This is a genomic window from Bacillus sp. hwrm1 (assembly GCF_040207805.1).
GTDB lineage: Bacteria > Bacillota > Bacilli > Bacillales > Bacillaceae > Bacillus > Bacillus velezensis.
Genome location: NZ_CP157943.1, coordinates 2,584,566 through 2,604,528, shown reverse-complemented (window position 1 = coordinate 2,604,528; position 19,963 = coordinate 2,584,566). Strand labels below are relative to the sequence as shown.

Sequence of the window (19,963 nt, the reverse complement as noted above, 5' to 3'; positions counted from 1 at the left end):
GATGGACGATAACAAAAACAGAGGGACTGTCAGTACGGATCTCGAATATCGAAAAAAGAAAAATGCCGAGGAGATGAAATATCAGGTCATATCCTTCGGCTTGATGATCGGTCTTACGCTTGTCGCGTTTTTGACGGTGGCTGCAGACGGCATTGCCGGATGGTTTACGATGCCGTTTCTGATCCTGCTTGCGGTCATCCAGGTCATCTTTCAGCTGTTTTACTTTATGCATATGAGCCAGAAGGGGCATGAAGCGCCGTCATTATTTCTGTATTCGGGAATATTTGTCGCGTTTATCACCGTGCTTGCATTTGTCACGATTATTTGGTGGTAATCGGGACGGCGGGGAGTGAGAGATTTGATTAATTTGGAAATGTTCGGGTTTCGCGCAATGTGGAGCCCGTATCTGTTTTGTATAACTGCCGTGATAACAGGTGTTTACTTTTACTGGTGCAGCCGGCATAAAGGACGTGTGTCCGCTAAGGAAAAGGTGCTGTTTGTGCTTTCCGCGCTATTTTTTTACGCGGCTGCGGGAAGTCCGGTTGATTTATTGGGCCATGTGATGTTCAGCGCCCATATGACGCAGATGGCGGTTCTGTTTTTAGTCGTACCGCCGCTGTTGATTTCCGGAATTCCCGGCTGGGCATGGAAAAAACTGATCTTCCGTCCTGTCGTAAAGCCGCTGTTTTCGTTCTTTTCAATGCCGCTTATCGCATTAGTGCTGTTTAACGGTATTTTTTCACTGTATCACATCCCGTTTATATTTGATTTCGTCAAAACGGATTCGCTGTATCACACGCTGATGAACGGACTCATCTTTGTAACGGCGTTTTTTATGTGGTGGCCGCTTGTGCATAAGGTGGACGGTCTGCCCCGTCTCAGCGGTTTAATGAAGCTGGGGTATATTATGGCAGACGGGATTCTGTTAACGCCGGCCTGCGCGCTCATTATGTTCAGCGGGGCGCCCATGTATGCCACGTATACAGATCCGGCGGCTTGGGCCGAAGCAATGAAGCTTTGCGTTCCTTTAGATTTGCTGGAGGAGATCCCTTTATCCGGACCGGAGATGTTCAACACGCTTCCTCCTCTGGAAGATCAGCAGCTTGGGGCAGTACTGATGAAAATCATTCAAGAGGCGGTCTACGGAACATATTTGGCTGTCATCTTTTTTCAGTGGGTCAGAACGGAACGGGAAAAAGATACGCTGTCAGAGCCGCCGTATATCGAGCATACCGTCTCATGAAAAAAAGTACAGCAGAATATGCTGTACTTTTTTATTACATTTGCACTGTTTTTAATGACTCTTCCAATTCAAGCAGTAAAGCTTTGCTTTCAGCGACGACATGTTCCGGAAATTCTTCAGCGCTGCCGTATTCTACGCCGTGCGGATAATAATGCTTTCCTAAAAGAGGGGCCTTCAGCTGAATCACGGCCCGGCTGCCGCCGACATCGCCCTCTTTTGCCGTTCCTTGAATCCGCAGATAAAATGTCCCCTCAGGTACTGAAAACTTTTTGTCGTAAGTCACTCTTTCATAATCCCATTGTCCAGCCAGAATGAGCCCTTTACCTTCCATCAGATCATTCAAGCGGCTGAGCTCCGCTGTTACCCCTTCAAGACCGCTGTTTTCAAACTTCAAACCTTCCCCCTCCTTTTAAAAATGCCCTTTCCTGACAATCATAGTATGAAAGCGTTACACTTTCAATGATTCATACGGTGAAAGTATGCAAAAAGAAAAATTTGACGACAATAGTAGCAGAAAAAAGGAGGAATTCCGCAATGACAAAGATCAATAAGCTCATGACGTCAGACTTGCAATATTGTACAGTATTAGATAATGTATATGAAGCTGCGGTGAAGATGAAAGACGCAGATGTCGGCGCCATTCCGATAGTGGATGAAGACGGCGCCACACTTGTCGGGATCGTGACAGACAGAGATCTCGTATTACGGGGAATTGCTTCAAAAAAGCCGAACTCTCAAAAAATAACCGACGCAATGACAGAGCGGGTTATCAGTGCAGAAGAAGACGCCTCTGTGGAGGAGGTGCTCCATTTGATGGCTGAACATCAGCTCAGAAGAATTCCCGTCACAAAGGATAAAAAACTGGTCGGCATTGTTACGCTCGGCGATCTTTCGTTGGCCGAGCAATCAAATGAGCAAGCAGGCCGAGTGCTGTCTGACATTTCTGAAGACGGCGGTCCGGAGGGGTTTATCCATTAAACATAAATCACGGACGATGCAAATAGGCTGTACTGTATAAGAGTAAACAAAAACAGAACGGTTTGAACATATGGGGGTGAGAGGTTGAAAAATATCGCAAGGGCTCTCGTTATCCTTTTGCTTATTTACGGAGCGTATGTTCTGTTTATACAATATGGATCGGCTCCTCAGAAAAAGACGGATCAGGAGGAGCCTCAGGTTTCCAATGAAGAAGAGAGCGGAAAACGGCTGAAAATGCCGTCATCCGGACTGCTTTCTCTCATGGGGAAATCTGCCGCCGATGTGAAAAAGAAACTTGGGGAACCGTCCCGGAAAGATCCTTCTGCCTACGATTACGAGTGGTGGGTGTACAACCAGGGGAAAGACCAATACGTACAAGTCGGTATTTTGAATGATAAAGCCGTGACTTTATACGCTTCGGGAAGCGGCATCAACGCAAAACCGTTTAAGATCGGCGAATCGACGGGCGAAGTTTTTAAAACGACGCAGGTTTCTCCTTTTGTCAATGTGACTGACAAGGGAAACACGTATCGGTTCGAGTTTTCTGAAGAAGATATCAATACCCGTCCCACCGTTAAGATAGGCGGAATGTATGTTCAGCTGTACATGGACAAATTTGACGGGAATCTGTCAAGCATCAGGGCATTTGATGCGGAAACACTTGTGAAACAAAGGCCGTATGAAGTCATGTACAGAGGAAAGCTGACAGAACCCGAGCCTGTTTCTGATAAAAAATGGAACGACATTGAACGAGCGAGTGAGCAGCAGATTCTCGATATTACAAATGTCATCCGCGTAAAACACGGACTTGCAAGGCTGAAATGGGACGAAGGCGCCGCAAAAGTGGCATTCGGTCACAGCAAGGACATGAAGGATAACAAGTATTTCTCTCACGTCTCAAAGAAATACGGGACTCTGAAGGACCGCTTGGAAAAAGGCGATGTGAAATACCGGGAGGCCGGTGAAAATATTGCCTACAACTATGTGGACGGTCCTGCAGCCGTGGAGGGCTGGCTGAACAGCGAAGGCCACAGAAAGGCGCTGTTAAGCCCGGATTATACGCACCTCGGTGTCGGCGTTGATCAGAAGTATTATACGCAAAACTTCATTAAGCCTTGGCAGTAAAAAACCGCAGAGGGGCGCGTCCCCCGCGGTTTTTTTATGTTTTTTCGCGAGCGGTGCTTCTGGCGAAAAAAACAATTTTTATATATACCTGCTTTTTTTCGCAATTTAGGCGAACATTAAGGCGCATGAACCGATACATTATAGCAGGCAAAACTTTTCGGAGGGGGTGAGAATTGTGGCGAATCAGCAATCACGGCAATCAATCGATGATTTTAAACAATTCGTAAAAAAGCATCCCAAACTGATCCAAAATGTTCGCAAGGAACAAAGAAGCTGGCAGGAAGTCTATGAAAACTGGGTTCTTCTGGGCGAGGATGATCCGATATGGAACCCTTTTAAAGACGAGGCCGTTCAGCCTTCTTCCGACGCGGAAACCAAACAGGAACCAGCTGAAAAAAACGATTTCGTTTCAAAAATGGTCACTGCCGTCAAAAAGATGGATATCAACCAAATGAATGAGCAGATCAATAAAATGAGCCAATCCATTTCATCATTGCAAAGCCTTTTAAGCCAATTTTCGGGGAGCAGCACGAAGCAGCCCCGGCAAGGCTCCGGACAACATCCTTTTTCGTTCAGGAAGGATTAAAGAAGGGGATCGTGTATGCGAAAAGAGGTTCAGGAATTCATATCCGCAGATGAGGAACGGAAACGGTTTATACGGCAGCGTCCCGTCTGGTACCGCAGACTTGCGAGAAAACCGGACGATCTCAATTCCTTTCAGCTTGACATGATGAATTTTTATGAAAAGACGATACCGCATCGGGTAAGCCAATTCTCAAACGGGATTCAAATGGCGCAGATGATGATGCAGATGGTTCACGCCATGCGTTCACAGGATTAAAAAGCGTTTAAACGCCGCATTTTCCAATTGGGTGGTTTCATGGTAAACTAGCAACTGGAGGTGCGTATTTATGTATGCAACAATTGAGTCCGTCAAGCTTCAAAGTGAAGCGGAGCAGCTTGCCGGCATGATTCTGCAGTCTGAGACGGCTGAAAATTACCGCGATTGTTACAAGCGTCTCCGTGAAGATGAAGAGGCAGGGCGGATCATTCGTTCTTTTATGAGCGTTAAAGAGCAGTATGAGGATGTGCAGCGCTTTGGCAAATACCATCCTGATTATAGAGAGATTTCCCGCAAAATGAGAGAAATGAAGCGGGAACTGGATTTAAACGATAAGGTGGCCGAATTTAAAAAAGCGGAGACTGAGCTTCAGTCGCTGCTTGACGAGATCAGCATTGAACTCGGAACGGCCGTCTCGGAGCATGTAAAAGTTCCGACGGGGAATCCTTATTTTGACGGCCTGTCATCCTGCGGCGGCGGGTGCGGTTCCGGCGGCGGCTGCGGATGCAAAGTTTCCTGACGAGACGGCCGTCTCGTCTTTTACATAAAATGAACAGAAAGTCAGGCGGGTGATCATGATGGAAAATAAGCGCCAAGGCATAATCGTATATCTGCATTCCTTAAAACACAGCAAAATGCTGAGAAAATTCGGCAACGTTCATTATGTTTCCAAGCGGCTGAAATACGTTGTGCTGTATTGCGATATGGACCTAATCGAAAAAACAATGGAAAAGATTTCTTCTTATTCTTATGTGAAGAAGGTAGAGCCTTCTTATAAACCTTTTTTAAAGCTGGAATTTGAATCAAAGCTTGATAAGGCGAAAGAGTACGATTACAAAGTCGGTATATAAAAAAATCCCCGCAGATACCTGCGGGGTCCTTCTATTCCTTAACAAGTTAAGGAGAAGGAAAAGGGAGAGGAGAAACCGGAGGAAGAACTTATGGGGAAACGTAAGTCTTCTCCGCGGTTGGCAACAACATCATTCATTGATGCTGTTACACGTAGTCTTGACAGGAATGTGAATATGTATACACGTTTTTCACGTTCATTGTTTGAAAGAATGCTTTATGATAAGATAGGGATTGTTTTGATACATAACGGCTCAGCCGATGAGTAACATCAAAGTTTTCAGAAAAAGTGGTGTGAATAATGAGAGTAATTTCCGGTTCAAGAAAAGGACGAGCCTTAAAGGCTGTGCCGGGCACATCAACAAGGCCGACGACGGATAAAGTAAAAGAGTCTATTTTTAATATGATCGGCCCGTATTTTGACGGAGGAACGGGGCTGGATTTGTTTGCGGGGAGCGGCGGTCTCGGGATTGAAGCGCTGTCGCGCGGATTTGACCGCTGTATCTTTGTGGATCGTGATTTCAAAGCCATCCAAACGGTAAAAGCGAATATCAAAGCGCTTGATCTGCTGTCTTCAGCGGAAGTATACCGCAATGATGCAGAGCGGGCCCTCTATGCCGCGGCGAAACGGGAAAAAGGTTTTGACGGAATTTTCTTAGATCCTCCGTATAAGGAACAAAAGCTGAAAGCGCTTATCGAAATGATTGATGAGCAGAACATGCTGAATGAAGACGGTTTTGTCGTAGCCGAGCATGATAAAGCCGTTGCGCTTCCTGAAGCCGTCGGCGCGCTTTCTGTAACAAGAAGGGAAATTTACGGGCTTACAGGAGTGACGATATACCGAAATAGGGGGTAATGATGTGGCAAGTATAGCTGTATGTCCCGGAAGTTTTGATCCCGTCACCTACGGACATCTGGACATTATCAGACGGGGGGCAAACGTGTTTGAGCAGGTGTACGTATGCGTGCTCAATAATTCTTCTAAGCAGCCGCTGTTTACAGTTGAGGAACGATGTGAGCTGTTAAGAGAAGTGACAAAAGACATACCGAATGTTACGGTCGAGACGTCACAGGGACTGTTAATCGACTATGCGAAAAAAAAGCGGGCGAAGGCGATTATCAGGGGGCTCAGAGCCGTTTCTGACTTCGAATATGAGATGCAGGGGACTTCCGTCAACCGCGTGCTCGACGAATCAATAGAAACTTTTTTTATGATGACGAACAATCAGTACTCTTTTTTAAGTTCAAGCATCGTAAAAGAAGTCGCAAAATATAACGGGCCTGTTTCAGAGTTTGTTCCTCCGGAAGTTGAACAGGCGCTGATGCAGAAATTTAAAGGATGAGAAGCGCTGATTGGCGTCTCATCCTTTTTTTGTCCGTGCTGACAGCCTGTAACAATAAATCAATGCGTATACGGCGAGAGCTGTCAGCGTGATGGCGGGCCCGGTTTCAACAAGTGTATTCCAGCCGCTGACGGCAGCAGATCCCGCTTCCTGATCGCGGAAAGGGAGGAATACGGACTGGTAAGGTTCGTCCAATGCAAGGTAAAGCGGCTTCCACAGTAAGAGAATAAAGAGTGCGGCATAAATGCCCTGAAGGATACGCGCCGCGAAAAACGGTTTAAAGCGGATATCTGTTTCCGATAAAATGCCGGCTACCTGGGCCTGTACGGAAAGGCCGCTGAACCCGAGAATAAAACTCACAATCATGGCTTTCGGCAGCAAGGCGGCATCAGCTTCACTGACCAGCTTGCTCCCAAGTGTAATTTCAAACATTCCGCTGATAAGAGGGATGTCCAGATTTGCCGGAAGATGAAAAAGCGAAAGCAGCGCGTTTGTAAATACAGAAAGCACATCCATGACTTGTACGATTGATAATAACCGGCTGAAAACCGAAAACAATATAATAAAACCGCCCACCATCAGCAAGGTTTGTACAGAAGAGGTGACGGCGTCGCCCAAAATTTTTCCGAGCGGCCGCTTTTCCGAAAGCCGCGCCTTGTGGAGGGCCAGAAATGCTTCCTTCAGAGAAGGGAGAGCGATCGTCTTTTTACCGGTATACGCCGCTTCTTCTTTCCGTCCGTATGAACGCATCGTCAGGCCGACGGCGATGTTTCCGAGATAGTGAGCCGATGCCAGCAGAATGCCGAGAGACGCGTTATGAAAAAAGCCGACTGCCACAGCAGCGAATATAAATAACGGATTGGATGAATTGGTAAAAGAGACGAGGCGTTCAGCCTCTACTCTGGAGATTTGTTTATCCTGGCGCAGCCGTGCAGTCAGCTTCGCGCCGGCCGGATTGCCTGAAGCCATCCCCATAGCCAGTACAAATCCGCCGACCCCCGGCACTCTGAAAATGGGACGCATAAAGGGTTCGAGTAAAAGGCCGACAAACTTGACAATGCCGAATCCGATTAAAAGCTCAGATAGAATAAAAAACGGAAGCAATGAAGGAAAAACTACCTCCCACCACATGGAAAGACCGGTTTTGGAGGCTTCGAATGAGGCCTGAGGGTGTGAAATAACCGTAGCCGTCAAAAAAATGAAAAACAATGAAATCAAAAATGTATGAAACTTAGACAAATTCATTCTTACCTCCCCGATGCTAAAATTGCACACTGACATTTATATCATGATAAAATATAGAACAGACCTTAAAGGCGGCCGGGCAAGTACCTATTTGTCATCCTGTACTAATATACGAGCATAGGGGTTCAATTTAGACCATAGAATTCATGTATAGGATGTCTATTAGGGGGTTCGTCGCGTTGGCCAAACCTACAATCGGGTTAGCGTTAGGTTCGGGAGGGGCAAGAGGCATCGCTCATCTCGGAGTGTTATCCAGTTTACATAAGCATCAGATTCCAATTGATATGATTGCCGGCAGCAGCATGGGAGCATTAGTCGGAAGCTTTTATGCGGCCGGGCATGACGTGGCCACGATGAAAAAAGTCGCTAAAGCATTTAAGCGGCGGCTGTACGCGGATTATACGATGCCGAAGCTCGGATTTTTAAAAGGAGACCGCATCAGGCAGCTCGTTCATGCCTATACGTACGGCAAGCCGATAGAAGAACTGCGGATCCCGCTCGGCATCGTGGCCTGCGACCTTCAGACCGGCGAAAAACTCGTTTTTACGAAAGGTTCAGTGTCCGAAGCCGTCCGCGCGAGCATCAGCATACCGGGCGTTTTCGTCCCGCAAAAAATGAACGGACGTATGTTAGTCGACGGCGCGGTGGTCGACAGAATCCCGGTTTCCGCCGTAAAAGATATGGGTGCTGATATCGTCATCGCCTCTGACGTCTCCCGGGTGAAAAAAACGGAAAAGGCGGCACATATTTTTGATGTAATCATGCAAAGTATGGATATACTGCAAAATGAATTGGTCCGTCACCAGACCATTGCCGCAGACGTCATGATCCGCCCTTCTCTTGAATCATTCAGCTCAAGTTCTTTTGCCAACATTGATCATATGATCACAGCGGGCGAAGAAGCCGCAGACCGGATGATCGGCCGGATTAAACAAGAAATAGAGAACTGGGAGGGCTAACTCATATGAAAGCAAAACATTTTCGCTGGGTGTTTATCATCCTGATCTTATTAATCGCTGTTACATTTATTAAGCTTCCGTATTACATCACACAGCCGGGAGAAGCATCAGAGCTGAGACCGCTGATTAAGGTGGACGGAGGCTATCCTGAAAAAGGAAGCCTTTCCTTGATGACTGTCAAAGTAGGCCCCGCCAATCCGTATACATATCTTTGGGCGAAAGTGCATCCTTACGAAGAAATCGTCCCTGATGAAAGCATAAAAGAAGAGGGCGAATCGGACTCGGATTATATGAAGCGCCAGCTGCAAATGATGAAAAGCTCCCAAGAAAACGCGGTCATTGCCGCTTATCAAAAAGCCGGGAAACAGGTGAAATACTCATTTAACGGCATTTATGCCAGTTCAGTCGTCTCTGACATGCCGGCAAAAGGAAAAATAGAGGTCGGTGATAAAATCATCAGCGCGGACGGGAAAACATACGAATCCGCTGAAAAGCTGATTGATTATATCAGCAGCAAAAAAGCGGGGGAAAAAGTAACGTTTCACATTGAACGGGACACGAAAGAAAAGACCGTTGACATTGTGCTGAAATCATTCCCGGACGACCCGAAAAGAGCGGGAATCGGTGTCGCATTATATACTGACCGGAACGTGAAAGTGAAGCCGGATCTTCATTTCAGCATTGAAAACATCGGCGGGCCTTCTGCGGGTCTCATGATGTCTTTAGAAATTTACAACCAGCTGACAAAACCTGACGAAACAAAAGGCTATAATATAGCCGGAACGGGGACAATCGACGTGGACGGCAAAGTCGGACCGATCGGCGGAATCGATCAGAAAGTCGTCGCCGCAGACAAAGCGGGAAAAGATATTTTCTTTGCGCCGAATCAAAACGGAGCTGAAAATTCTGATTACAAAAATGCGGTAAAAACGGCGAAAGCAATCAAGTCCGATATGAAAATCGTCCCTGTCGACACCATGCAGGACGCACTTGACTATTTGGATCAGCTGAAAGTAAAAAGCACCTGATACAGACAGGTGCTTTTTTTACGCATTCAAAAAACGCTTTTCGTCTTCATCATAGCGGATCGGCGCTTGTGAAAATTCCTGTTTCTCAAACAATGTGCGTTCAGGTTCGTTTATCGGCAGGCTGTAAACCCGTCCCGCCAGTATGTCCAGATCCAGAGCGGGATGAGAGAAAGAAGAGAGCTTGCTGACGAGAGGTGCGGTAAGCTCTTTTTTCTTTGCCGACAGGTACGCCTGTCCTTTTTTCGTCATTCCGAGAAGACGGATATAAGGAGCGCTTGAAGGCTGCAAGAGCCGATGCATGTCTTCTTTTTTCGTCCGTGTCAGAATGTGCGTGTTTATCCGCTGCAGCCTCGTCCACGTGTATCGTTTTGTTTTCAATCGTTCCATCATTTCGCGATAGGATCGGGCTTGTCTGATGGTGCGCAGAATTCTGTGCTCAAGGCCTTCTTCCACTTCATAGATTCGGCTCAATTCTTCAGCGGAAAGAGTGCTGAGGCTGTATTTTACATATGAAAAATAGTCTTCCGTGCTGTGCCATATGCCGTATGAATTTCTGTATGCCTCCAGCTCACGCGCAGACGCTTCCGGGAGAAAGCTCCTTGCAGCCGCCGTTCCTTTTTCTATCAGCGCTTTCCGGATGCTTGTTGCGCTGGCTATCCGGCTGTTATCTCCGGGAAGCTCGGCGTCATGATATTGGGAAGCGATTCTGGCTGTCGTATAAGGCTTCATAGCGGAACCGGAGGTGTGTATGGCTCTAACGTAGTGAAAACCGAGAATATTGTTCGGCTTGGACAAATCGAGCATGTCCCGCCCTTTGAATATGTGTGAAAAAGCTTTTGAGGCGGCGGCCGGATAGCTGAGACCCTTTTTCAGCTCCTCTTTCAGAATCAGGCTGCAGTCATCTTCCTTTCGGCTGAACGCTTCAGACGCTTCAATAAAGGGTTCGATCCGCCCGTTTTCGCTGCCGAAAAACAAGCTGCTGCATCCTAAATGATGAAGAAGCGAAACGCTGCCGCGCGCGAATAATTCCGCTTTTTGTACGGCATATATATAAGGGAGCTCAATGACGATATCCACGCCGTTTTCCAGCGCCATTTTTGTCCGGGCCCACTTTGAGACGGCGGCCGGTTCCCCGCGCTGCAAAAAAGGGCCGCTCATCACCGCCGCCGCGACGCTGCTGTCCGTTTTGATTTTTGCTTGTTCCGCATGATAGCGGTGTCCGTTATGAAAGGGATTATATTCAACAACCAGGCCGACTGCTTTCATATTTGTCCCGCCTTTCTTGCTATGTTTTGCTTCGTGTGGTACATTTGCAAATGAAGTGCATATTTTAGTCCGTTTCGTTTAGTGTATGCATAGCCTATCCGGCTGTCAACGATTGCATGACGGCGGCATTATGCTGTAAAGAAAAAATATTGACAAAAACATTCTGAAAAGCTATAATCATGTTTGTTGCTTTCCTGAGGTGATACAAATGAAATGGACGATTTATCAGCTTCATCAAATCGCGAAAAAGAGCTTTGAATTTGATGAAACAGTTGAGTTAAATGAGCTGACAAAATTGAATTCTGACATCCGCCGCATTTCTCCCGTCCGGGTGAAGGGCCGCGCGGAGATTGAATCCAAGCAAGTTTCGTTTGACTTTACGATTTCAGGCGAAATGGTTTTGCCGTGCTCAAGAACTTTAGTTGATGTGCCGTATCCATTTACAATCGCGACAAAAGAACTGTTTAGATTTCATAAGTCGGATGATATAGAAGATGAGGACGTTCATTTTGCTGAAGACGATACCGTCGACTTAACTCCGATCATAAAAGAAGAGATTCTTTTAGAAATTCCTATGCAAGTCTTTTGTGAAACTGAACAAAAAGAAGGAGCCGCTCCCCAAGTGGGGAAGGATTGGCAAGTGATTTCTGAGGAAGACAAGAAAAATCAAATCGACCCCAGACTTGCGGATCTGAAAAAGCTCTTAACACAAGATGATGAATCTTAACTCTTTAAGGAGGTGGGAATAATGGCTGTACCTTTTAGAAGAACTTCTAAAATGAAAAAAAGATTGCGCCGTACACATTTCAAACTAAATGTACCTGGTATGACAGAATGCCCGTCATGCGGAGAGATGAAATTGTCTCACCGTGTATGTAAAGCATGCGGATCATACAACGGCAAAGACATAAATGTTAAAAGCAATTAATGTATGAAGAAAAGCGCGGGAATCTCGGTTCCTGCGCTTTTCTTTTTTTTTTGCCCCTCCGGCCTGCTCCCGCCGAAAAAATTGTGAGCCCCAGTAGTCTATCTAATCTATCAGCGGCATATGTATGAGGTAAATGAGCAAATATGGAGGGAGATACGATTGACGATAACGAGACAAGACGCGTGGACGCAAGATGAAGATTTGCTGCTGGCCGAAGTGGTGCTCAGGCATATTCGGGAAGGCGGGACCCAGCTTTCCGCTTTTGAAGAAGTCGGCAGAGCGCTGACGAGAACGGCTGCCGCCTGCGGGTTCAGATGGAATTCTTATGTCAGAAAACAATATCAGTCAGGGATAGAACTGGCGAAAAAACAGCGGAAGGAATTAAGAAAGCAGATCGGGGTGCATTCCGCCAATCTGCCGGGAACCGTCAAACAGCCTCCGATCCGCAGGGCGGAAGGAGAAAAAGAGCTGTCCATTGATGATGTCATTTTGTTTCTGCAGCAATTTAAAGAGTCGCCAGCCGCAGCGGATATGCGTCATGAAAAAGAAAAACTCACAGAACAGCTGACCGCGCTGCAAAAAGAAGTCGAGGATCTGCGTGAGGAAAATGAAAGCTTGAGAAACAAGCTGGAGATGACGGAAGAAGATTATAAAGCGTTAATTGACATTATGGACAGAGCGAGAAGGATGTTCAATTCAAAAGAAGACGACAGAAAATCGGCGCAGAGCCTGTAAAATGAACCGGCCTGGGGGCGGCGCCCCGCCGGTTTTTTATTATGCCGTTTCTCCGGATGTCATTTCACCGTCCATATCGGGATGCCAGATATAAGGATTTTCTCCTTTATCACGCGCCATATCATATTTAACGGGCTCAAAATTCATCTTATCCCAGAAATCTGCTGATTTCATGCGTGAATTTGTCCTGATCGGCATTCTGAAGGATTTGGCAAAATCAACAAGCGCTTTTCCGTATCCGTTGTTTTGATAGCCCGGAAGAACCTCAAGCTTCCAAAGTTCCAAAAAGTCCTGACGGTGATCAAAATACGGATTCGCGCCTCCGTTTACCTGATATAAACTCATTCTCGCCACTAGTTTATCCCCGAAGTAAATCCCGTAAAAAGGCGAGGTGCTGTCATTTTCAATGATATTATCCTGAAGATCTTCAAGCATCGACAGCTCCTGCATCCCGTATTCCTTAAACCTTTTAAATTCTTCGAGTGTCTTAAAGTTGATGAGCAGTCGCTCTATTTTCAACACAAACTCCCCCTTTGTTGTGTTCTACCATTATTGTAAACGCTTTAATTGAAAATTCCAACTATAATATGCTTGCCAGTCTTTTTGCTCAAAACGAAATTGAAGTAATTTGCGGCGGCTTCTGCTATGATAATATGGAAAAATGCAGATATAGGGTGTGACAGTGTGAAAATCGGAATTATCGGCGGCGGAGCGGTAGGCCTTTTATGTGCTTACTACTTATCGTCCCGCCATCAGGTAACGGTCATTACGCGGCGGACGGAGCAGGCTGATGCGATTAACTCAGGCGGTATACGGCTTTTGAAAGACGGAATAGAATGTACGGCGGCATGCAGAGCGCAAACAGGCCTCACTTCCGGATTCGACCTCTTAATCGCAGCCGTTAAACAGCACCAGCTAAGTGCTGTGTTGCGGGATCTTGAGACGATAAAAGGGACGAATGTGCTGTTTTTGCAAAACGGCATGGGACACATACACGACATTAAAGATTGGCATACGGATCATTCGCTTTATGTCGGCACTGTTGAGCACGGAGCAAAAAAGATATCAGATCATGCCGTTGAACATACGGGAGCCGGAGCCGTAAGATGGAGTGTATTCAGCGCATCCCGGCCGGAAACGCTCAAAAGCATCTTTTCCGGCATGCACCGGGATTTTCCCGTATATGATGAAAACGACTGGTATCGGCTGTTAACGGGAAAACTGATCATAAATGTATGCATCAACCCGTTAACTGCATTGCTGCGCGTGAAAAACGGAGAGCTGGTAACAAATGACGCTTACAAAAAATATATGAGAAACGTGTTTGAAGAAGCGGAGACAATACTTGGCCTCGCTGATAGAGAAAAAGCGTGGAACAAGGTTTGCGAAGTTTGCAGACTGACGGAAAAAAATCATTCCTCCATGCTCGTCGATATCATGGCAGGCAGGCGGACAGAGGCCGATGCGATTATCGGCTACCTTGTAAAAGAAGCGGAAAGCCGCGGATTGCCGGCCGTTCATCTCCCATTTTTACACCGCAGCATAAAAGCGTTAGAAAGAAACTGAAACAAAGTCTTTTGAGGTTTTCCGGTAACATGCTATACTCATTTCGGAAACCTAACTATTTATTGGAGAAAGGAAGTTCCAGACAGATGCAGCTAACTGAACTTTCCATCAAAAGTCAAAATAAGTTTGTGCAGCACTATATAGATGGAGAAAACATGTCTTCATTTTTTGATTATGATATTCATTCAGAGGACGTATGGCAAAAGCGGCTTCATGACCTGTCTTCGCGGCCGTTTGCCAGAGAAGAATTAGCGGATTATTTATCCTCCTATCACGAAAAATTTCACTCCGCCGCCATGCAGGCCTCCATCGAAAAACTGAGAGATCCAAAAAGCGCAGCGGTAGTAGGCGGCCAGCAGGCCGGTCTTTTAACGGGGCCTCTTTACACCATACATAAAATTATCTCCATTATCGTACTTGCCAGACAGCAGGAAGAGGCGTTGCAGATTCCTGTCGTTCCGATTTTCTGGGTGGCGGGTGAAGATCACGATCTGGAAGAAATCAATTTTGTGCATACGTCAACAGAGAATAAAGGTCCGGTGAAACAGAAACTGCCGCAGTCGTACTGGAAAAAAACATCGGCGGCTAAAACCGAGCTTGATCAGGAAAAATGCGCGGCTTGGATTGATGAAGTGTTCGCTGCTTTTGAGGAGACGGATCACACAAACACACTCCTTCAAAACGTGAAGCGATGTTTACGCTCATCAGAGACATTCACGGACTTTTTTGAACTGTTGATCGCCGACTTGTTTCAAGAAGAAGGCCTTATTCTGATGAATTCGGGAGATCCGGGGATTAAAAAGCTGGAAACGGGTATGTTTCAGCAGATTTTAAAACACAATCATGAGCTTGCCAAAGCCGTGTCAGACCAGCAGCGTCTTATGCGGGAAGCCGGTTATCACCCGATTATTGAATCGGACAAAGATCAGGCCAATCTGTTTTACGAACACGAGGGAGAGCGTTTCTTAATTGAAAAAGAAAACGGCGTTTTTGTCATTAAGGAGCTTGATCTGAAGTGGACGAACGACGAGCTTCATACCCATATGGAAGAAAAACCGGAATGTTTCAGCAATAACGTTGTGACAAGGCCGCTTATGCAGGAGTTTCTCATCCCGACTCTGGCGTTTATCGCGGGACCGGGGGAGATCAATTATTGGGGTGAGCTGAAGCGGGCTTTCTCATTAATGGGCTTTCGCATGACCCCGGTAATGCCGAGACTGAACATTACGATTTTAGAGCGCCATATTGAAAAGAAGCTTTCAGAACGGAATATCCCGCTTCAGGAAGCGATCGAACACGGCACCGGACACCTGAAAGACACTTATTTTGAAGAGCAGATTCCGGAAGAGTTTTCTTCTGTAATGGAACAGGCGAAGTCGCAGATTGAAGCTGTCCATAAACGTGCAAGGGACGAAGCGCTGAAGGTCGATTCAAGCCTTGAGCCGCTCTTACAGAAGAATGCCGCCTTCATTCAAGATCAGCTCTTGTTTTTAGAACGGACGGTAACGAAAAGAATTGAAGAAAAAGAAGGCTTTGTGCTGCGTGACTATGAAAGAATCCAAAACAGCATCAGACCGCTCGGCGCTCCGCAGGAACGGATTTGGAATGTGATGTATTATCTGAACCGCTACGGTCCAAAATTCTTCACAACCTTCAAACATCTGCCATTTTCTTTTCAAAACCAACATCAGATTGTCAAACTTTGAAATAAAGTTTTAAAGAACCCTGAATAGTTCAGGGTTTTTTTTTATGTGTAAACAGTGTAAAATGAGGTTGTGGAGAGAAGTGGCGGATAGTGGTGAGTTTAGGGGAGAAAGTGGGGGTCCTTATCATGTTTATGGGTGAATACCGGCATACTGTTGATGCAAAGGGCCGCATGATCGTACCCGCAAAATTCAGAGAAGGCCTCGGTGAGCAGTTTGTGCTGACAAGAGGACTTGACCAATGCCTTTTCGGCTATCCGATGAATGAATGGAAGCTGATTGAAGAAAAGCTGAAGGCTCTGCCGCTCACCAAAAAAGACGCCCGCGCATTTACCCGATTCTTTTTTTCCGGTGCGACCGAATGCGAACTGGACAAGCAGGGAAGGGTTAATATTGCGTCATCTCTTCTGAATTACGCAAAACTGGAAAAAGAATGTGTTGTCATCGGGGTTTCCAATCGAATTGAATTGTGGAGTAAGGTAATATGGGAACAATACACAGAAGAGCAAGAAGATTCATTCGCTGAAATTGCTGAAAACATGATTGGATTTGATATATAATGGATCTTCGTGCATCACAACAACAACTGACAATTCAATTCATTCCTGATAAAGGTGGGACCGACACAAATGTTTCAGCATAAGACAGTACTTCTTCGTGAAACCGTCGACGGTTTAAATATCAAACCGGACGGAACCTATGTGGACTGCACCCTTGGCGGCGCCGGGCACAGTACATATTTATTGCAGCAATTATCGGAAAAAGGACGCTTGATCGCCTTTGATCAAGATGACACGGCACTTGAAAACGCAAAGAAAACATTGTCCGAATACAAAGGACAGCTCATTCTGGTGAAAAGCAACTTTCGTTATTTAAAAGAGTGTTTACATGAACACGGCATTACGAGTGTCGACGGAGTTCTATTTGATTTAGGAGTATCCTCTCCGCAGCTTGATACACCGGAACGGGGATTCAGCTATCATCATGACGCACCGCTGGACATGAGGATGGACCAGTCGGCCGCCCTTACGGCGAAAGAAGTCGTAAATGAATGGCGGTATGAGGACCTTGTGAGGATTTTCTTTAAATACGGAGAAGAAAAATTCAGCAAGCAGATCGCCCGAAAAATTGAAGAGGCAAGAGAAAAATCGCCTATTCAAACAACCGGCCAACTGGTCGATCTAATAAAGGACGCGATACCGGCTCCGGCAAGAAGAAGCGGAGGTCATCCGGCCAAACGTGTATTCCAAGCCATTCGAATCGCCGTAAACGACGAGCTTCAAGTATTTGAAGAGGCCCTCTTGCAAGCGATAGAGGTGCTGAAGCCGGGCGGAAGGGTGTCTGTGATCACTTTTCACTCGCTGGAAGACAGAATGTGCAAGACGACATTCAAGGAAAAATCATCACTTCCCGAACTGCCTCCGGGTCTTCCTGTGATACCGGAAGAATTTGAACCGGAATTAAAACTGATTACAAGAAAGCCCATTACGGCATCAAAAGAGGAGCTTGAAGAAAATAACCGCGCCCGGTCAGCGAAGCTCCGCATTGCGGAGAAACGAAAATAACGGGCAGCAAATGACAACATTAAAGGAGGTCATCAGCCTATGAGCAACTTAGCTTACCAGCAGGAAAAACAACAACGGCCAGTGATAAGTCCCGAAAAAAAGGTGATTGTCAAAAAGAGGGCTTCCATTACACTCGGGGAAAAGGTGCTGCTCGTCCTGTTTGCCATTGCCGTTCTCTCCACATCAATGTTTATCGTATCAAAGGCATACGCGGCGTACCAATCCAATATTGAGGTGCAACAACTGGAGGAGAAAGTATCTGAGAAGAATAAGCAGATCGGTGATCTCGAAAAGACGGCTGCTGACTTAAGCCAGCCGCAGCGCCTGATGGATATCGCTAAAAAGCACGGTTTGAATCTGAAAGATAAAAAAGTGAAAAACATACAGGAATGATAACCCATGCCGAAAAAAAATAAGTTTATGAACAGAGGAGCAGCGATACTCAGTATTTGTTTCGCTCTCTTTTTCTTTGTCATTCTCGGGAGAATGGCGTACATTCAATTAACCGGTAAAGCAAACGGTGTAGAACTTGCAACAAAAGCGACCGAGCAGCACGAAAAAAAGCGGACGATAGAAGCGAGCCGCGGCTCTATTCTTGACCGGAACGGCAAAGTGCTTGCAGAGGACACGGCGACATATAAGCTCATTGCCGTGCTTGATAAAAAAATGACAAGTGATCCGAAGCATCCTCAGCATGTCAAAGACAAAGAGAAAACGGCGGAAAAACTGGCGACCGTTATCAATCTTGATAAAAGCGAGATTCTGGACATCTTAAACAGGGATGGCGCGAAGCAGGTGGAATTCGGTTCAGCCGGCCGCGATATCTCTTATGCGAAAAAACAAAAGATCGAAAAAATGAATCTTCCGGGTATTTCTTTCTTAAGAGATACGAAGCGCTACTATCCGAACGGCGTATTTTTGTCAAATGTTCTCGGGTATGCCGATGTGAATGAAAAAACAAACGAGATACAAGGCTCTTTAGGGCTTGAAAAAATACTGAACAACTATCTGACGGAACGCGACGGATCCGTCACTTACGAAAGTGATAAATCCGGCTGGAAACTTCCGAACAGCAAAGAAAAAATCACCGCACCTAAAAACGGTGACAATGTATATTTAACCATTGATCAGAAAATTCAAACCTTTTTAGAAGACAGCATGACGAAAGTAGCGGAAAAATATAAACCGAAAAAAATTATGGCGGCTGTCGTAGAACCGAAAACAGGCAAAGTGCTTGCGATGGGGCAGCGTCCGAGTTTTGACCCGAATATCAGAAACGTCACCAATTATTACAACGACTTAGTGTCGTACGCGTATGAACCGGGTTCAACGATGAAGATCTTTACGCTTGCCGCGGCGATTCAGGAAAATGTGTTTTCTGCAAACGAGAAATATAAATCAGGAACATATAAAGTGGGAGGCAAACCTGTTAAAGATTGGAACGATGGCGCCGGTTGGGGTATGACAAGCTTCCATGACGGCCTCATGAGGTCATCGAATGTTGCTTTCGCCAAACTGGCCAACGAAAAACTGGGGTTTGATCGGTTTAATGAGTACCTGCACAAATTCGGGCTCTATCAAAAAACAGGGATTGATCTGCCCGGTGAAGTATCAAGTAAAATTAACTACAAATATGATTTTGACAAAGCGTCTACGGCTTACGGCCAAGCATCGGCGATAACGCCGATCCAGCAGCTTCAGGCCGTCACGGCGATTGCCAATAACGGCAAAATGATGAAACCTTACGTCATTGATCATATTGTCGACCCCGATACGAAAAAAGTCGTCAAGCAGACAAAACCAGAGCAGGCAGGCACGCCGATTTCAGCCGATACGGCTAAAAAAGTCCGGAATCTGCTCGGAGAAGTCGTGACGTCAGACATCGGAACCGGAAAACCTTATAAAATTGAAGGATTTGACGTCGCGGGTAAAACGGGAACCGCACAAATTGCCGGGACGGGCGGATATTTAAGAGGAACGAGCAACTATGTGTTTTCATTCATGGGCATGGCGCCGAAAAATGATCCTAAGCTTGTCATCTATGTAGCCGTGCAGCAGCCGCAATTAAAAGCGGGGCAAAGCAGCTCTGATCCTGTCGCGGAAATCTTTAACCCGACGATGAAAAACAGCCTCCACTACATGAATATCGAACCGACGGAAAAAACAGATTCCGGTCAGGAAGAAACGAAAAGCCAAAAGATGCCTGACCTGACAGATAAGACGGTCAAGAGCGCTGAGAAGGAAGCGAAAAATGAACATCTCACACCGATTGTCATCGGCAGCGATGTTGCCGTAAAAGAGCAGTATCCGACAGCCGGAGAAGATGTGATCACCAATCAGAAAATCTTCTTAAAAACAGACGGAAAGATGACGATGCCGGATATGTCCGGATGGTCGAGACGGGAAGTGCTTCAATTCAGCAAAGTATCAGGCATTCACATCGATGTGAGCGGTGAAGGTTACGCTTCAAGCCAAAGTGTGAAAAAAGGCAAAGAACTGAAAGAAAATACCGTGATCAAGGTGAAATTTAAAAATCCTGATTAACGGGACAGAGAAGTCCGCGGATGCCCGCGGGCTTCTTTTTTATGC

The 19,963-nt window shown here is 46.2% G+C and carries 25 protein-coding genes; 21 read left to right on the top strand and 4 right to left on the bottom strand.

The features are described from left to right. The first annotated feature begins 1 nt into the window (after position 1). Positions 2-334: a cytochrome c oxidase subunit IVB gene (gene ctaF / locus ABK447_RS13065; protein WP_007409686.1), complete on the top strand. Its 333-nt coding sequence runs from the start codon at positions 2-4 to the stop codon at positions 332-334. 24 nt (positions 335-358) lie between these two features. Next, positions 359-1,243 (top strand): cytochrome c oxidase assembly factor CtaG, encoded by an 885-nt coding sequence (gene ctaG / locus ABK447_RS13060; protein ID WP_020953993.1) that lies wholly within the window; start codon positions 359-361, stop codon positions 1,241-1,243. A gap of 34 nt (positions 1,244-1,277) precedes the next feature. On the opposite strand, the gene ABK447_RS13055 is transcribed toward ctaG, so the two are convergent. Next, on the bottom strand, positions 1,278-1,637 hold the full coding sequence (locus ABK447_RS13055; RefSeq protein WP_007409688.1) for a YugN family protein: 360 nt from the start codon (positions 1,635-1,637) through the stop codon (positions 1,278-1,280). Between the two features lie 140 nt (positions 1,638-1,777). Between ABK447_RS13055 and ABK447_RS13050 the strand changes: the two genes are divergently transcribed. The 8 genes from ABK447_RS13050 to coaD all read left to right on the top strand — a co-directional run bounded on the left by ABK447_RS13050 (position 1,778) and on the right by coaD (position 6,379). Next, on the top strand, positions 1,778-2,221 hold the full coding sequence (locus ABK447_RS13050; protein ID WP_017417724.1) for a CBS domain-containing protein: 444 nt from the start codon (positions 1,778-1,780) through the stop codon (positions 2,219-2,221). Positions 2,222-2,305: 84 nt separating this feature from the next. Further along, positions 2,306-3,346, top strand: coding sequence for a CAP domain-containing protein (locus tag ABK447_RS13045; RefSeq protein WP_007409690.1), 1,041 nt, complete (start codon positions 2,306-2,308; stop codon positions 3,344-3,346). 175 nt (positions 3,347-3,521) lie between these two features. Next, the gene (locus ABK447_RS13040; RefSeq protein WP_025284691.1) at positions 3,522-3,932 is read left to right on the top strand and encodes a YlbD family protein; all 411 of its coding nucleotides are present in this window, start codon (positions 3,522-3,524) and stop codon (positions 3,930-3,932) included. A 15-nt stretch (positions 3,933-3,947) separates the two neighbouring features. After that, positions 3,948-4,187, top strand: coding sequence for a YlbE-like family protein (locus ABK447_RS13035; protein ID WP_003154475.1), 240 nt, complete (start codon positions 3,948-3,950; stop codon positions 4,185-4,187). Between the two features lie 70 nt (positions 4,188-4,257). Next, the gene (locus ABK447_RS13030; protein WP_003154472.1) at positions 4,258-4,707 is read left to right on the top strand and encodes a YlbF family regulator; all 450 of its coding nucleotides are present in this window, start codon (positions 4,258-4,260) and stop codon (positions 4,705-4,707) included. A gap of 58 nt (positions 4,708-4,765) precedes the next feature. Continuing rightward, positions 4,766-5,038, top strand: a complete 273-nt coding sequence (locus ABK447_RS13025; protein WP_003154470.1) for a YlbG family protein — start codon at positions 4,766-4,768, stop codon at positions 5,036-5,038. Positions 5,039-5,337: 299 nt separating this feature from the next. Next, on the top strand, positions 5,338-5,892 hold the full coding sequence (gene rsmD, locus ABK447_RS13020) for a 16S rRNA (guanine(966)-N(2))-methyltransferase RsmD (protein ID WP_007409693.1): 555 nt from the start codon (positions 5,338-5,340) through the stop codon (positions 5,890-5,892). Positions 5,893-5,896: 4 nt separating this feature from the next. Further along, entirely contained in the window at positions 5,897-6,379 is a 483-nt protein-coding gene (gene coaD / locus ABK447_RS13015) for a pantetheine-phosphate adenylyltransferase (RefSeq protein ID WP_007409694.1), read from the top strand. 18 nt (positions 6,380-6,397) lie between these two features. On the opposite strand, the gene ylbJ is transcribed toward coaD, so the two are convergent. Continuing rightward, positions 6,398-7,624, bottom strand: a complete 1,227-nt coding sequence (ylbJ, locus tag ABK447_RS13010; RefSeq protein ID WP_094031688.1) for a sporulation integral membrane protein YlbJ — start codon at positions 7,622-7,624, stop codon at positions 6,398-6,400. 179 nt (positions 7,625-7,803) lie between these two features. Here ylbJ and ABK447_RS13005 point away from each other — a divergent pair, with 179 nt between their 5' ends. Then, positions 7,804-8,583: a patatin family protein gene (locus tag ABK447_RS13005; RefSeq protein WP_007409696.1), complete on the top strand. Its 780-nt coding sequence runs from the start codon at positions 7,804-7,806 to the stop codon at positions 8,581-8,583. Positions 8,584-8,588: 5 nt separating this feature from the next. Beyond that, the gene (locus ABK447_RS13000) at positions 8,589-9,611 is read left to right on the top strand and encodes a SepM family pheromone-processing serine protease (protein WP_007409697.1); all 1,023 of its coding nucleotides are present in this window, start codon (positions 8,589-8,591) and stop codon (positions 9,609-9,611) included. A gap of 18 nt (positions 9,612-9,629) precedes the next feature. Here the strand turns inward: ABK447_RS13000 and ABK447_RS12995 are convergent, their stop codons facing one another. Continuing rightward, positions 9,630-10,877, bottom strand: coding sequence for a nucleotidyltransferase (locus tag ABK447_RS12995; RefSeq protein WP_094031689.1), 1,248 nt, complete (start codon positions 10,875-10,877; stop codon positions 9,630-9,632). A 208-nt stretch (positions 10,878-11,085) separates the two neighbouring features. Here ABK447_RS12995 and ABK447_RS12990 point away from each other — a divergent pair, with 208 nt between their 5' ends. From ABK447_RS12990 to gerR, 3 genes are all read left to right on the top strand, one after another. Then, positions 11,086-11,604 carry a DUF177 domain-containing protein gene (locus tag ABK447_RS12990; protein WP_012117495.1) on the top strand — a complete coding sequence of 173 codons (519 nt, stop codon included), beginning with the start codon at positions 11,086-11,088 and terminating at the stop codon, positions 11,602-11,604. A gap of 21 nt (positions 11,605-11,625) precedes the next feature. Beyond that, a complete protein-coding gene (gene rpmF, locus ABK447_RS12985; protein WP_003154457.1) occupies positions 11,626-11,805 on the top strand; it encodes a 50S ribosomal protein L32 in 180 nt (59 codons plus the stop codon). Between the two features lie 159 nt (positions 11,806-11,964). Beyond that, positions 11,965-12,540 (top strand): sporulation-specific transcriptional regulator GerR, encoded by a 576-nt coding sequence (gerR, locus tag ABK447_RS12980; RefSeq protein WP_012117496.1) that lies wholly within the window; start codon positions 11,965-11,967, stop codon positions 12,538-12,540. Positions 12,541-12,579: 39 nt separating this feature from the next. On the opposite strand, the gene ABK447_RS12975 is transcribed toward gerR, so the two are convergent. Further along, entirely contained in the window at positions 12,580-13,062 is a 483-nt protein-coding gene (locus tag ABK447_RS12975) for an N-acetyltransferase (protein WP_007409700.1), read from the bottom strand. Positions 13,063-13,224: 162 nt separating this feature from the next. On the opposite strand from ABK447_RS12975, the gene ABK447_RS12970 reads away from it, so the two are divergent. The 6 genes from ABK447_RS12970 to pbpB all read left to right on the top strand — a co-directional run bounded on the left by ABK447_RS12970 (position 13,225) and on the right by pbpB (position 19,918). After that, positions 13,225-14,106 (top strand): 2-dehydropantoate 2-reductase, encoded by an 882-nt coding sequence (locus tag ABK447_RS12970; RefSeq protein WP_072589072.1) that lies wholly within the window; start codon positions 13,225-13,227, stop codon positions 14,104-14,106. Between the two features lie 86 nt (positions 14,107-14,192). Further along, positions 14,193-15,812 carry a bacillithiol biosynthesis cysteine-adding enzyme BshC gene (bshC, locus tag ABK447_RS12965; protein WP_015239813.1) on the top strand — a complete coding sequence of 540 codons (1,620 nt, stop codon included), beginning with the start codon at positions 14,193-14,195 and terminating at the stop codon, positions 15,810-15,812. A gap of 125 nt (positions 15,813-15,937) precedes the next feature. After that, positions 15,938-16,369 carry a division/cell wall cluster transcriptional repressor MraZ gene (mraZ, locus tag ABK447_RS12960; RefSeq protein ID WP_007409703.1) on the top strand — a complete coding sequence of 144 codons (432 nt, stop codon included), beginning with the start codon at positions 15,938-15,940 and terminating at the stop codon, positions 16,367-16,369. Positions 16,370-16,438: 69 nt separating this feature from the next. Next, a complete protein-coding gene (gene rsmH, locus ABK447_RS12955) occupies positions 16,439-17,374 on the top strand; it encodes a 16S rRNA (cytosine(1402)-N(4))-methyltransferase RsmH (RefSeq protein WP_015239814.1) in 936 nt (311 codons plus the stop codon). Positions 17,375-17,413: 39 nt separating this feature from the next. After that, positions 17,414-17,767, top strand: coding sequence for a cell division protein FtsL (gene ftsL / locus ABK447_RS12950; protein ID WP_015239815.1), 354 nt, complete (start codon positions 17,414-17,416; stop codon positions 17,765-17,767). Between the two features lie 6 nt (positions 17,768-17,773). Next, positions 17,774-19,918 carry a penicillin-binding protein 2B gene (gene pbpB / locus ABK447_RS12945; RefSeq protein ID WP_015239816.1) on the top strand — a complete coding sequence of 715 codons (2,145 nt, stop codon included), beginning with the start codon at positions 17,774-17,776 and terminating at the stop codon, positions 19,916-19,918. Positions 19,919-19,963: the final 45 nt, after the last annotated feature.

Coding starts and splice junctions, on each gene's coding strand:
- ctaF (WP_007409686.1), top strand. CDS start 2: ATGGACGATAACAAAAACAGAGGGACTGTCAGTACGGATCTCGAATAT.
- ABK447_RS13050 (WP_017417724.1), top strand. CDS start 1,778: ATGACAAAGATCAATAAGCTCATGACGTCAGACTTGCAATATTGTACA.
- ABK447_RS13035 (WP_003154475.1), top strand. CDS start 3,948: ATGCGAAAAGAGGTTCAGGAATTCATATCCGCAGATGAGGAACGGAAA.
- ABK447_RS13030 (WP_003154472.1), top strand. CDS start 4,258: ATGTATGCAACAATTGAGTCCGTCAAGCTTCAAAGTGAAGCGGAGCAG.
- ABK447_RS13025 (WP_003154470.1), top strand. CDS start 4,766: ATGGAAAATAAGCGCCAAGGCATAATCGTATATCTGCATTCCTTAAAA.
- rsmD (WP_007409693.1), top strand. CDS start 5,338: ATGAGAGTAATTTCCGGTTCAAGAAAAGGACGAGCCTTAAAGGCTGTG.
- ylbJ (WP_094031688.1), bottom strand. CDS start 7,624: ATGAATTTGTCTAAGTTTCATACATTTTTGATTTCATTGTTTTTCATT.
- ABK447_RS13000 (WP_007409697.1), top strand. CDS start 8,589: ATGAAAGCAAAACATTTTCGCTGGGTGTTTATCATCCTGATCTTATTA.
- ABK447_RS12995 (WP_094031689.1), bottom strand. CDS start 10,877: ATGAAAGCAGTCGGCCTGGTTGTTGAATATAATCCCTTTCATAACGGA.
- ABK447_RS12990 (WP_012117495.1), top strand. CDS start 11,086: ATGAAATGGACGATTTATCAGCTTCATCAAATCGCGAAAAAGAGCTTT.
- rpmF (WP_003154457.1), top strand. CDS start 11,626: ATGGCTGTACCTTTTAGAAGAACTTCTAAAATGAAAAAAAGATTGCGC.
- bshC (WP_015239813.1), top strand. CDS start 14,193: ATGCAGCTAACTGAACTTTCCATCAAAAGTCAAAATAAGTTTGTGCAG.
- mraZ (WP_007409703.1), top strand. CDS start 15,938: ATGTTTATGGGTGAATACCGGCATACTGTTGATGCAAAGGGCCGCATG.
- rsmH (WP_015239814.1), top strand. CDS start 16,439: ATGTTTCAGCATAAGACAGTACTTCTTCGTGAAACCGTCGACGGTTTA.
- ftsL (WP_015239815.1), top strand. CDS start 17,414: ATGAGCAACTTAGCTTACCAGCAGGAAAAACAACAACGGCCAGTGATA.
- pbpB (WP_015239816.1), top strand. CDS start 17,774: ATGCCGAAAAAAAATAAGTTTATGAACAGAGGAGCAGCGATACTCAGT.